Below are 12,232 nucleotides of genomic sequence, written 5' to 3' on the forward strand. Positions count from 1 at the left end.
TTTTTTTTCTGGTAGTCCAGTATCTCGTTGAAATTCTGCACTTTGGCTTAAATTCTAGGATTAGAATTGTGATGAGTTAAAGACTTCACTGCGATAGCGAAGAACGGAAGCACTACTGATACCGTGTTGACGGCACACTTCCTCAACTTTTCTACCAGCATCAACTTCTTTCAATACTGCGATGATCTGAGATTCTGTATAGCGTGATTTTTTCATAGTCGTCTCCTGCATTAATCATTGCAGAAAACTCCAATTAAGTCTGTCTCAGTTTAGGGGAAGTGGACAACACCATGGGAATATTTAACCAAGCATGAACTGGCCGAAACCTCTAATTATGGGTGTATCTAATTAGTGGAGGTTTACAATGGCTTTCTTTTAGTCTTAGAACTATTGGGGGGCTGTGTCTTCTATAGCAATGGTCACTTTGTATAAGCGGAAGCCTAATCAAAGAAGATCATTTAAAAATAGAATTAAAAAGGAATAGGTTTGTTTTAAGGCTAAGCAAGTTACAAAAAAACCGACTCAAGGGTCGGTTTATCGTTTTGTAAAGACTAAGTAAATGGTACCAGAGGCCGGACTTGAACCGGCACGCCCGCGAAGGCAACGGATTTTGAATCCGTCATGTCTACCAATTTCATCACTCTGGCACAGACAATAGCTTTACAATGACTGCGTTACAGTCAGGTTGCGAATTATAACGATGTTGTTATTGGTGACAAGCCTTTTTTTGTTATTGCTTACTATTTGCTTAATATGTGTACGTTGATGTGCCGGTTAGTAAAATGCCAGTCGGTTGGCAAAAATTTTATTTACTTTTTTATGGCTGTCATAGGCTTGTGTGTAGGGCGGTTGCAGCAATTATCGTAAAATAAATAGTGGAAAGATTAAAAAATGACCTGACACCCTCCCTTAAAGGGTGTTATTATGGCTCTGCCTTTAGAAGGTTCTATTACATTTGAATATTGCTCGTTCCGTTGATCCATTGTTAGTCCCTAGCGCGATTCACATATTAACGATTACTGAATCAAGCCTGCCGCAAAACAGATAGCCCCTTCAGTGCAATACCGATTGCGTTACGCGATCAATTTAAAATTTATCCTATTAGGAGTTATCTATGTCTACTACTACAGGCACAGTAAAATGGTTCGACGAAGCTAAAGGTTTCGGTTTTATTTCTCAAGCAGATGGTGGCAAAGATGTATTCGTACATTTCCGCGCGATCAAATCTGACGGTTTCCGTACTTTAACTGAAGGCCAAAGCGTTCAGTTCACAGTAGAACAAGGAAACAAAGGTCCTCAGGCAGCTGACGTAGAAGTGCTTTAAGACCTTTAAAACAAGCGCCCGCTCGGGCGCTTGTTTGCTCTTACGATATACCCTCTATCATTCCCTGGCTGCATTAGCCACCCCACACCCTTGCTTTAGTTTATCTGTCAAACATCTACTTTCTTGCTATTCTGTGGCAAACTTGCGCCCAGTATTTACTGAACACTGAATTGCATGAGTAAAAAATCCAACAAAACGGCTAAAACCGTGACAACCGCACCTGTTAATACCGACATGGCCCGCGCTGGCTTTGTACGACGCTTAGCGGCGATGATTTATGACGCGCTGGTGGCAACGGCGGTGGGTATGTGTGCCGCCATGGTGCTGATTGTGGCGCTGGTGGTGTCGCTGAAAAACGGATGGCTGAGTTTGCAGGGGTACGGCGAACCAAACGAATTACTGCAACAGTCAGTACTGTATAAAACCCTCATACAGGTATGGGTGGTATTGTGGGTGTCGGTGTTTTTTTTGTGGTTTTGGAAACGCGGCGGTCAAACCCTGGGGATGCGTGCCTGGCGACTGCGTATTTTTAGTACCACCGATGCACCGGTAACCTGGTCCCGTTTAGTGTTGAGACTGGTTAGCTCGTTGGCAGGGCTGGGCACCTTGCTGGTATTGTTTGACGTTAACAACAAACTGTCGCTGCAGGATAGGGTGGCCAAAACCGAAGTCCTCAAACTCACCAAAGAGCAAAACAACCATAAAAGCTGGTAGTAACTGTGGCCAGCTAAAATGGCTCAGCGGGCAAGTAAAGCGGCAGCAATTGCAGCAAACAAAATGCTGGGTAGCAGGGCACCAAGGATGGGAGGGATGTTATACACCAAACTTAAGGGGCCAAACACTTCGTTGGTGATGAAAAAGCTAAAGCCGGTCAGTACACCCATAATAATACGCGCGCCCATTGTCACGCTGCGTAACGGACCAAAAATAAACGACAGCGCCATTAACAGCATAACGCTCACTGTCACCGGCTGTAATATTTTACGCCACAACGCGAGCTCATAGCGGCTGGTATCCTGTTCATTGTTAGCGCGGTAATTGATGTAATCAAACAGGCCGCGAATAGACAATGCTTCAGGTTTAATGGTGACGATACCCAGTTTGTCCGGCGTTAACGATGAGTTCCAGCGCCAGTTATCCTCAACGTCGGCAGTAATGGCCTCCTCACCAAAGCGGGTATGAGTTACCTGCGTGAGTGTCCAGCCGTTTTGTTCATAATCGCCACGGCTGGCGTTGGTAATGCTGTCGAGTTGTAATGCGTCGTTAAAGCGGTAGATGCTAATATCCTGCAAGGTGTCCCGACTGGTTACCTGGCCAATACTTACAAAGTGCTCGCCGTCTTTGGCCCACACCAGTTGGTCGGATGAAAACAGCGAGCCGCCGGTGATCGCTTCGGTGCGCAATTCTTTGGCGCGGGATTCACTCACAGGCGTTACCCATTCGCCGACCGCCATTACCACTAAAATCATCACTACGGCTGATTTCATGGCCGAGTTAATCAGGTTCCAGCGGCTTAAGCCCGCGGCCTGCATCACAACCAGTTCGCTGTTGCTGGCCAGCACACCCATACCAATAAGGCCGCCTAATAAGGTCGCCATCGGGAAAAACTGCTCCAGGTCACGGGGTAGGCTCAGCAGCACATAGACCAATGCAGCAAGCATATCGTAATTGCCTTCACCCACTTTTCGCAGTTGCTCTACAAACTTAATGAGGGCGCTTAAACCGATTAATACCGACAGAGTTACCGTAACAGTGCCGAGTAATGTTCTGGCGATATACCAATCAAGCAGGCGGATCATGACTTCCTCCTGGACAGCATAGCGCGTAATTCTGTGCCAAATTTTCGGTCGCGGGCGAGTAAGGTAAAGCCAATCATCAGCATAATGCCATGTACCCACCACAGCCCCAGCTGAATAGGGATTTTACCGTCTTCGAGTGCGCGGCGGCTGGCCAGTAACAGCATAAAGTAGCCAAGATAGAGCAGGATAGCAGGGAACATTTTACCAAATCGTCCCTGGCGTGGGTCTACTGCGCTCAGAGGCACGGCAATGAGTACTAAAAATGGAATAGAAAGGGGAATTGCCAAACGCCATTGCAGCTCGGCGAGGGCTTCAATTGAGCCATCGTTAAGTAATTCATCAGTGGGCAGTACCGACACTTTTTTGCGCTGTTGCTGCTGCTCCGGATCGTCTATCTGAATCTGATATTCGTCGAAGGCCACAACGCGATACGCCAGGCGTTTTTGTTCGCCCTCATACTGATTGCCATTTTTGAGGATCAGTTGGCGGGTACCATCGGGCTCTTTATTCACGGTGCCTTGCTGGGCATATACTACCCGCACCTGTTCATTTTCTTCGGCTTGTTGTTGGGCCAGAAATACTTTTTGAAGTGAGTCATCACTACCAATATCGTGTACAAATATTACAGCTTCCTGGTTGCCCGTTTGTTGAAAACGGCCGGGGATGATGGCGCTGAATCCTGCTTCGGCACGCGCTTGCTCGCGCAGGTTATATTCACTTTCGGCGGCCAGTGGCGCTAAATACAGTGTTATCACACCGGTAAACAGTGTAATAATGACCGATAAGAACAGCATGACGCGGGTGACGTACCATTCACTGATACCACAGGCACGCATGACGGTCATTTCACTGTCTACGTACAACCTGCCGTAAGCCATCATAATGCCTAAAAATGCACTGATGGGAATAACCAAAGAGGCTAGCACTGGAGCGTACAGCGATAAAAAGCCTAACACCAGGCTGGCCGGGATATCGCCGTCAGAGGCGTCGCCTAATACGCGGACGAAACGCAGAGTCACAAAAATCGCCATCAAAATTAAAAAAATGGCAACTTGTGATTTCAGCGTTTCCTTAAGCAGGTAGCGGAATATCAGCATATCCCACCTATGTAAAAAGTCGGAATTTTAGTGAAAGCAGCTATAATTTTGAGTAAACTTACCATTTTTACAAGTTTTGCCAGTAATAACTAACTGTTGGCGCCGGAAGGTGCGTTTGCCTGAGTAGTATTTAACGACAAATAAAACGCGCCCGCGCAGGATTGAATTCGTGCGTATTAAACCATAAACCCAGGCAAAACGGGATGTAAAAATTATTCCGAGCCAACCAGACAGAATAAAAAGAGGTGATATTGTGGAGTTTAACGTAAAAAGTGGCAGTCCGGAAAAGCAGCGCAGTGCATGCATTGTGGTGGGCGTTTATGAGCCGCGACGTTTATCCGGCGTTGCTGAACAACTGGACGAAATCAGCGAAGGCTATATCAGTAATCTGCTGCGCCGCGGCGATTTAGAAGGTAAAGCCGGGCAAATGTTGTTACTTCATCATGTCCCAAACGTGCTCAGCGAGCGCGTGTTGCTGGTCGGTTGTGGTAAAGAGCGGGAACTCGATGAGCGCCAGTACAAGCAAATCATCGCCAAAACCATTCAGACCCTCAACGAAACCGGCTCAATGGAAGCGGTCTGCTTTTTAACCGAACTCCACGTTAAAGGTCACGATACTTACTGGAAAGTCCGCCAGGCGGTAGAGACGTCCCAGGACACGCTCTATACCTTTTTACAGTTAAAAACCAAAAAGGGCGAACCGCGTCGCCCCTTGCGTAAACTGGTGTTTAATGTTCCTACCCGTCGCGAACTCACGGTTGGCGAAAAGGCGGTCGAGCATGGCCTGGCGATTGCGAAAGGCGTTAAGGTTACTAAAGATGTGGCCAACATGCCGCCCAATATTTGTAATCCTGCCTATTTATGGGAGCAGGCACAACAATTGGCCGCCGAGTATGACAGTGTCGATGTCGAAGTGGTTAACGAAGCCAATATGGCAGAGTTGGGCATGAACTCCTACCTGGCCGTTGGCCGGGGGTCAGTGAACGAGTCACTGATGAGTATTATTCACCATAAAGGTGGCGACAGCGACCAACCACCACTGGTATTGGTGGGTAAAGGCCTTACCTTCGACTCCGGCGGTATTTCGCTTAAGCCTGGCGAAGCCATGGATGAAATGAAGTACGACATGGGCGGTGCTGCCTCGGTACTGGGTGTGATGCACACGGTTGCAGCGCTCAACCTGCCTATTAACGTTATTGGTGTGCTGGCTGGTTGTGAAAACATGCCCGATGCCAATTCATATCGCCCGGGCGATATTCTTACCACCATGTCAGGTCAAACTGTTGAAGTGCTCAACACCGACGCCGAAGGCCGCCTGGTGCTATGTGATGCACTCACCTATGTTGAACGCTTTGAGCCCGAAACGGTGATCGATGTGGCGACGCTGACCGGTGCCTGCATCGTGGCGCTGGGCAAACATGCCTCAGGTTTAATGAGTACGCACAATCCGCTCGCCCACGAGTTGTTAAACGCGTCAGAACAGGCCTCTGACCGTGCCTGGCGTTTACCGCTATGGGATGACTATCAGGAGCAACTGGAAAGCCCGTTTGCCGATATGACTAACCTGGGTGGCCGCGCAGCGGGCTCTATTACCGCAGGATGTTTCCTGTCGCGCTTTACCAAGAAATATAACTGGGCGCATCTCGACATTGCCGGTACTGCCTGGAACAGCGGTAAAAACAAAGGTGCTACCGGTCGGCCGGTGCCTATGTTGTCGCAGTTCCTGATGAACCGGGCAGGCCTGGGTCAGGAGGATTAATTGCCGATGCCTGCTGTTTCGTTTTACGCGCTGACTGAAGCGTCGGTTACGCCCGAGGGGCTACCCAGCGTCCCGGCGGTTTGCGCGAAGGCCTGCGAGCTGACCGCCGAACTTTATGCACAGAAGAAAAAGAGTGTGGTACTGTGCGTCGATCAGGCACAGGCTGAGGCGATTGACGAGTTATTGTGGCAGCTTCCGGCTGCCCGTTTTGTGCCGCACAATTTAACCGGAGAAGGGCCGCCCGGAGGCGCACCGGTAGAAATCGTCTGGCAGCAAAGCGCACTGTCACGCAAACAATGCCTGATCAACCTCAGCGGGCAAATGATTGATAACCCGAACCAGTATCAGCAGGTGATCGACTTTGTGCCAGTAGAAGAGGCGGCCAAACAACAGGCCCGACAACGATATAAACAATTTCAACAAGCCGGTTGCCAAATGCAATTTTTGCCGGCCTAAAAAAGAGACTTTTTGAGAAACTGCATGGATAAAACCTACGAACCCCAATCTATAGAGCAGCAGTGTTACCAGCGCTGGGAAGACGAAGGCTTGTTTAAAGCCCAGGGCAACGATGCGCCCACAGGTAATCCGTACTGTATTTTACTGCCGCCGCCCAACGTTACCGGCAGTCTGCACATGGGCCATGGTTTTCAGCAAACCATTATGGATGTACTGACCCGCTATCATCGAATGAAAGGTGATAACACCTTATGGCAGGTGGGTACCGATCACGCGGGTATCGCTACCCAAATGGTAGTGGAACGCCAGCTCAATGCCGAGGGCAAAACACGCCACGATTTGGGGCGCGAAGATTTTATTAACAAGATCTGGGAGTGGAAAGAACACTCCGGTGGCACTATTACCAGCCAGATGCGTCGTCTGGGTACATCGCCCGACTGGGACCGCGAAGTCTTTACCATGGACGAGAACCTGTCAAAGGCCGTTACCGAAGTCTTTGTAAAGTTACACGAAGACGGTTTGATTTATCGTGGTAAACGCCTTGTGAACTGGGATCCGGTATTGCATACCGCGGTATCAGATTTAGAAGTGCTTAACGAAGAAGAAGCGGGCTATATGTGGCATATGCGCTACCCGCTGGCCGATGGCAGTGGCAGCATTGTAGTGGCTACTACCCGCCCTGAAACCATGTTAGGCGACACCGCTGTAGCGGTGCACCCCGAAGACGAGCGTTATCAGTCGCTGATTGGCAAAGAGATTAAATTACCCATTACCGGGCGTCTTATTCCCATTATTGCCGACGATTATGTGGATCCGGAGTTTGGCACCGGTTGCGTTAAAATTACGCCTGCCCATGACTTTAACGACTATGACATGGGCAAGCGTCATAACCTGCCTATGATCAATATCTTTACCCCCGACGCTAAGGTGAACGACGAGGCACCCGAAGCATACAGAGGTCTCGACCGGTTTGACGCACGTAAGCAAATCGTGGCGCAGCTCGAAGCTGATGGCACGCTGGTAAAAGTAGACGATCACAAGCTTAAAGTGCCCCGCGGCGACCGTACTGGTGCGGTTATTGAGCCGTACCTGACCGACCAATGGTATGTCGCCATCGACGAACTGGCGAAACCGGCTATCGACGCGGTTGAAAGCGGTGAAATTCGTTTTGTACCTGAAAACTGGAACAAAACCTATTACCAGTGGATGCACAACATTCAGGATTGGTGTATCTCCCGGCAGCTATGGTGGGGCCACCGTATCCCGGCCTGGTACGATAACGATGGCAACATCTACGTAGGACGCAGCGAAGAAGAAGTTCGTAGTAAGCACTCACTTTCTGCCGACATTGAGCTGAAGCAGGACGACGATGTCCTCGATACCTGGTTTTCATCCGCCTTATGGCCATTTGCCACCATGGGCTGGCCAGAGCAAACACCAGAGCTTGAGACCTTTGTGCCTTCGTCAGTGCTGGTAACCGGCTTTGACATCATTTTCTTCTGGGTCGCCAGAATGATCATGATGACGAAAAAATTCACCGGTAAGATCCCCTTTAAAGACATCTATATTACTGGCTTAATTCGTGATGAAAGCGGCGACAAGATGTCAAAGTCGAAAGGCAACGTGCTCGATCCTATTGATCTTATCGACGGCATTGATCTTGAGTCGCTGGTTGCTAAACGTACCTCGGGCATGATGCAGCCGCAACTGGCAGCCAAAATAGAAAAGCGTACCCGCAAGCAGTTCCCGGATGGCATTCAGGCTTACGGTACTGATGCACTGCGCTTTACTTTTGCCGCCATGGCCTCAACCAGCCGTGATATCAATTTTGATATGGGCCGGGTAGAAGGCTATCGCAACTTCTGTAACAAAATTTGGAACGCATCACGCTTTGTACTGATGAACACGGAGACCGAAGATACCGGTCGTGACGGTGGTGAGTTGGTGCTGAGCCTGGCTGACAAGTGGATTTGGGCGCAGTTCCAGCAAACGCTCACAGAGTTTGAGAAGGCCATTGCTGAATACCGCTTCGATATCGCCGCGCAAACGGTGTACGAATTTACCTGGAATCAGTTCTGCGATTGGTATTTAGAGCTCACTAAGCCGGTGCTTAACAACGACGAGGCAACCGAAGCTGAAAAGCGGGGTACCCGCCATACGTTGATCAACGTGCTGGAGAGTCTGCTGCGGTTATTGCACCCGTTAATGCCGTTTATTACCGAAACCATCTGGAACCGCGTAGCGCCATTAAGTGCGGTGAATTATGCCGAGGGCGACAGCATTATGGTGCAGCCATACCCGGTAGTTGATGCAGCGAAGCAAAACGAGCAGGTACTGGCCGACATTGAATGGGTTAAGCGCTTTATCGTAGGTATTCGTAATATTCGTGGTGAAATGGATATTGCACCGAGCAAGCCATTGTCGGTGTTATTGCGTAACGTTAGCAGCGATGATGAGCGCCGCTTAAGCATTTCCAGAACCTTTGTTGACCGCCTTGCCCGTCTTGAAGGCATTACGATTTTAGCCAGTGGCGAACAAGCCCCCGCCAGTGCCACTGCGTTGGTTGGCGAAATGGAAATCTTAATTCCTATGGCAGGCCTTATCGACAAAGAAGCCGAGCTCGCAAGAATTGCCAAAGCCATGGATAAACTCGAAAAAGATCTTGGCCGTTTTAAAGGCAAACTTTCCAACGAGAAGTTTGTCAGTAATGCGCCGCCAGAGGTGATTGAAAAAGAAAAAGCCAAGCTGGCTGACACGGAGTCTCAGTTAAGTAAACTCAAAGCGCAACAAGAGACGATTGCAGCCTTGTAATTTGTTGCGGAACTGACGACTCTGAACAGGCGAGCTTACATAGCTCGCCTTTTTTATGAGCATCGCCTGATGACGTAAACAATAGTTATATTCACTAAAAAGTTGCAATAGAGCCTACTGCGCCATTTAGCTGATAATCCTAAGTTTATGAAATTTATAGCTTTAATACTTGGTGTAAAGATTGCTTGGTTAGATGACATATAATCACTGAACAATGGAAAGAAGTGAATGGTTACCTTAGAAGATCGCCCCATCGAGCAAGTCCGCGAAGAAGTTATCGATAAACTCATTTATCACTACAGTCATGGCGTGATTTCGGCTGAGGCCTTCGAGCGACGCCTGGACGCGGCGATGCTAAGTCAGGATCATCATGAAATTGCCGGTTTGGCCGCCGATCTGACCATGGATGTGGATGACAGTTACACCCGCCAAAAAGAAAAGAAGCTCAATATAAATTATGCAGCCGGCGATGTGCCTCCAAACGAAACCATGATCAATGTAATGGGTGGTTCGGATCGCTCGGGTCGCTGGAAAGTGCCCGCCGAAATTCGCCTGCTGAATTTTATGGGCGGCTCAGATATCGACTTTTCAGATGCCGTGTTCACCACCCCTAACGTTACCATTAAGACTATCTGTATCATGGGGAGGACCAACATTAAGGTGCCGGAAAACATCAATGTGGTGACCAAAGCGTTTTGTTTTATGGGCGGTATCGATAACAAAGCTCCGTCTATTGCTGACCGTCAGGCGCCGACAGTTACCGTGGAAGGTTTTGTATTGATGGGCGGGATTGATATTGATCTTAAACGTACCATCAAAGAAAAGTTTGTTGCGCTGGCGAATCAAATGAAAGCGATGTTCAGCGCGACACCGCATCGTTAGGTATAGGCTCAGTAGGTGACAAACAAAGCGCATCCGTCACATTGCCCTTAAGATCGTGCTCAAGGCATAAAACCCTTAAGTTCGTGCTCACGGCATAAAACAAGGTATTTATCGAATAAAATAGCAATAACGGTTCAAGTTTTTAGCAATAAATGGTATATCAGGGCCCCTCGATTGATAGACCGATTAGAAGGCTGGATATGCTCGTTAAAATTATTCGAAACGCACTGGGACTGGTGATTGTTGCAGGCGATGTACTAACCCGCTGGGGCAAGGTTAAACGCTCTTCCGAGGCTCAGGAAAAAGTAGCGGTAACCAGCAAAAATATGACCCTGTATCATTTTTTTGGCTGCCCTTTTTGCGTGAAAACCCGTCGTACCATTCATAAGTTAAATCTGCCTATTAACAAAAAAAGCGCCGGGCAGGGCTCGCAATATCGCCATGAACTGATAGCCGGCGGCGGCAAAGTGCAGGTGCCTTGTTTACACATTAAGCACGAAGATGGTTCTGATCAGTGGATGTACGAGTCAAAACAGATCAGTGCGTATTTACATCAACGTTTTGCTGATTACCAATAAGCACATACCACACCAAAGCGTAAGTTGAATCAATCGACGTTACCACTCTTTACCTGGTAACGTGAAAGTCTTTACCCTATGACGTGAAAGCGGTCGGGTGCCACGCACCGAACCGCTTTTATTGTTTATCGGGCCATTAGTTATTACGCGTTAATTTGATGGGATCAAGCAGCTTGGTGAGCTCGTCTCTCGATAAGTCTGTCATCTCATCTGCCACATCAATAATGGGTTGTTTTTCTTTATAGGCTCGTTTAGCTATTTCAGCTGCTTTGCTATAACCGATGATCGGGTTCAGCGCGGTCACTAATATTGGGTTCTTATGCAGGGCTTTTTCCAGATTGTCGCGGTTAACGCTAAAGCCTTTAATGGCTTTGTCAGCGAGTAAGTTTGCACTGTTGCCAAGCAACTCAATACTGTTTAGCAGGTTAAAAGCAATTAAGGGTAGCATTACGTTCAGCTCAAAATTACCCGACTGGCCGCCGATCGTGATGGCGGTATCGTTGCCCATTACCTGGGCGGCGGACATTGCCACCGCTTCAGGGATCACCGGGTTAACTTTGCCAGGCATAATGGACGACCCCGGTTGCAGTTCGGGCAGGGCAATTTCGCCCAGACCGGCTAAGGGGCCGGAGTTCATCCAGCGTAAATCGTTAGCCACTTTCATAAAGGTGACGGCGGTGGATTTCAGGCTGCCGGAGAGCGTAACGGCAGTATCCTGCGATGCGATCAGAGCAAAATGATTGGTTGCCGGGGTAAAGTGAATACCTAATCGGTCGCTTAAATGCGAGGCAAAGGTTTTGGCAAATTCAGGGTGGCAGTTAATACCGGTACCCACCGCAGTGCCGCCCAGGGCAAGGGTCTGAATTGCCGGCTGTAATTGTTTAAGCGCATGAATTTGCTGTTCAATTTGTGCCTGCCAGCCAGATAAACTTTGATCCATACGAATGGGCATGGCATCCATTAAATGGGTACGTCCCGTTTTGCAGTAGTCCTTCAGAGTGGCTGCCTTGGCTGAAATGGTTTCGCACAAGTGGCTTAACGCGGGAATGAGCCTGGTGTGTACTTGCAGTGCAGCACTCACATGAATGGTGGTGGGGATTACATCGTTGCTGCTTTGGCCATAATTAACATGATCGTTAGGGTGTACCTTTGTGCCGGAAATTTGGCTGGCCAGGTTTGCAATCACCTCATTGGCGTTCATGTTGGTACTGGTGCCGGAGCCGGTTTGGTATACATCGACCGGAAAATGACTAAGCAGGTTATCATCACTGAGCAGTTGCTCACAGGCCTTACAGATGGCATCAGCAATGGGTTTGTCGAGTAGGTCTAATGCCGCATTGGCCGTGGCTGCGGCGTGCTTAACTTCAATAAGACCGCGAATAAATGGCCCGGGCATGGGCTGTCCGCTAATCGGAAAGTTATTTACTGCGCGCTGGGTTTGAGCTCCGTAAAGCGCCTCGGCGGGGACTTCAAGTTCTCCCATGCTGTCAGATTCTGTGCGAGTATTGGTCATAATTACCTTACTT

The 12,232-nt window shown here is 48.8% G+C and carries 10 protein-coding genes, 1 tRNA gene and 1 pseudogene; 7 read left to right on the top strand and 5 right to left on the bottom strand.

Features of this window, described 5'->3' with window-relative positions; all coding sequences use genetic code 11:
• Positions 1–84: 84 nt before the first annotated feature.
• Together OIK42_RS17250 and OIK42_RS17255 are read right to left on the bottom strand one after the other, a co-directional pair.
• A pseudogene (locus tag OIK42_RS17250) lies at positions 85–216 on the bottom strand (transposase); the annotation flags it as partial.
• 344 nt (positions 217–560) lie between these two features.
• Positions 561–647, bottom strand: a tRNA-Leu gene (locus tag OIK42_RS17255).
• Positions 648–1,114: 467 nt separating this feature from the next.
• On the opposite strand from OIK42_RS17255, the gene cspE reads away from it, so the two are divergent.
• Together cspE and OIK42_RS17265 are read left to right on the top strand one after the other, a co-directional pair.
• Positions 1,115–1,324 (top strand): transcription antiterminator/RNA stability regulator CspE, encoded by a 210-nt coding sequence (cspE, locus tag OIK42_RS17260; RefSeq protein ID WP_273642331.1) that lies wholly within the window; start codon positions 1,115–1,117, stop codon positions 1,322–1,324.
• Positions 1,325–1,558: 234 nt separating this feature from the next.
• Positions 1,559–2,038 (top strand): RDD family protein, encoded by a 480-nt coding sequence (locus tag OIK42_RS17265; protein WP_273642663.1) that lies wholly within the window; start codon positions 1,559–1,561, stop codon positions 2,036–2,038.
• 23 nt (positions 2,039–2,061) lie between these two features.
• Here the strand turns inward: OIK42_RS17265 and lptG are convergent, their stop codons facing one another.
• Both lptG and lptF read right to left on the bottom strand, forming a co-directional pair.
• Positions 2,062–3,123 (bottom strand): LPS export ABC transporter permease LptG, encoded by a 1,062-nt coding sequence (lptG, locus tag OIK42_RS17270; protein WP_273642332.1) that lies wholly within the window; start codon positions 3,121–3,123, stop codon positions 2,062–2,064.
• A complete protein-coding gene (lptF, locus tag OIK42_RS17275; protein WP_273642333.1) occupies positions 3,120–4,220 on the bottom strand; it encodes an LPS export ABC transporter permease LptF in 1,101 nt (366 codons plus the stop codon). The genes lptG and lptF overlap by 4 nt, the downstream gene beginning before the upstream one ends.
• 253 nt (positions 4,221–4,473) lie before the next feature.
• Here lptF and pepA point away from each other — a divergent pair, with 253 nt between their 5' ends.
• From pepA to OIK42_RS17300, 5 genes are all read left to right on the top strand, one after another.
• Complete coding sequence (pepA, locus tag OIK42_RS17280; protein WP_273642334.1) at positions 4,474–5,979, top strand: leucyl aminopeptidase; 1,506 nt, start codon at positions 4,474–4,476, stop codon at positions 5,977–5,979.
• Positions 5,980–5,985: 6 nt separating this feature from the next.
• Positions 5,986–6,435 (top strand): DNA polymerase III subunit chi, encoded by a 450-nt coding sequence (locus OIK42_RS17285; RefSeq protein ID WP_273642335.1) that lies wholly within the window; start codon positions 5,986–5,988, stop codon positions 6,433–6,435.
• A gap of 24 nt (positions 6,436–6,459) precedes the next feature.
• The gene (locus OIK42_RS17290) at positions 6,460–9,246 is read left to right on the top strand and encodes a valine--tRNA ligase (RefSeq protein WP_273642336.1); all 2,787 of its coding nucleotides are present in this window, start codon (positions 6,460–6,462) and stop codon (positions 9,244–9,246) included.
• A 228-nt stretch (positions 9,247–9,474) separates the two neighbouring features.
• A complete protein-coding gene (locus OIK42_RS17295; protein ID WP_273642337.1) occupies positions 9,475–10,128 on the top strand; it encodes a LiaF domain-containing protein in 654 nt (217 codons plus the stop codon).
• Between the two features lie 200 nt (positions 10,129–10,328).
• Complete coding sequence (locus OIK42_RS17300; protein ID WP_309568781.1) at positions 10,329–10,706, top strand: glutathione S-transferase N-terminal domain-containing protein; 378 nt, start codon at positions 10,329–10,331, stop codon at positions 10,704–10,706.
• Positions 10,707–10,842: 136 nt separating this feature from the next.
• On the opposite strand, the gene OIK42_RS17305 is transcribed toward OIK42_RS17300, so the two are convergent.
• Complete coding sequence (locus OIK42_RS17305; RefSeq protein ID WP_273642338.1) at positions 10,843–12,219, bottom strand: class II fumarate hydratase; 1,377 nt, start codon at positions 12,217–12,219, stop codon at positions 10,843–10,845.
• Between the last annotated feature and the right edge of the window lie 13 nt (positions 12,220–12,232).

Origin of the sequence: Alteromonas gilva, assembly GCF_028595265.1 — a bacterium.
Taxonomy (GTDB): Bacteria; Pseudomonadota; Gammaproteobacteria; order Enterobacterales; family Alteromonadaceae; genus Alteromonas; species Alteromonas gilva.

Excerpts from the sequence above, each read along its gene's own strand:
- cspE (WP_273642331.1), top strand. The coding sequence starts at position 1,115 with ATGTCTACTACTACAGGCACAGTAAAATGGTTCGACGAAGCTAAAGGT.
- OIK42_RS17265 (WP_273642663.1), top strand. The coding sequence starts at position 1,559 with ATGGCCCGCGCTGGCTTTGTACGACGCTTAGCGGCGATGATTTATGAC.
- lptG (WP_273642332.1), bottom strand. The coding sequence starts at position 3,123 with ATGATCCGCCTGCTTGATTGGTATATCGCCAGAACATTACTCGGCACT.
- lptF (WP_273642333.1), bottom strand. The coding sequence starts at position 4,220 with ATGCTGATATTCCGCTACCTGCTTAAGGAAACGCTGAAATCACAAGTT.
- OIK42_RS17285 (WP_273642335.1), top strand. The coding sequence starts at position 5,986 with ATGCCTGCTGTTTCGTTTTACGCGCTGACTGAAGCGTCGGTTACGCCC.
- OIK42_RS17290 (WP_273642336.1), top strand. The coding sequence starts at position 6,460 with ATGGATAAAACCTACGAACCCCAATCTATAGAGCAGCAGTGTTACCAG.
- OIK42_RS17295 (WP_273642337.1), top strand. The coding sequence starts at position 9,475 with ATGGTTACCTTAGAAGATCGCCCCATCGAGCAAGTCCGCGAAGAAGTT.
- OIK42_RS17300 (WP_309568781.1), top strand. The coding sequence starts at position 10,329 with ATGCTCGTTAAAATTATTCGAAACGCACTGGGACTGGTGATTGTTGCA.
- OIK42_RS17305 (WP_273642338.1), bottom strand. The coding sequence starts at position 12,219 with ATGACCAATACTCGCACAGAATCTGACAGCATGGGAGAACTTGAAGTC.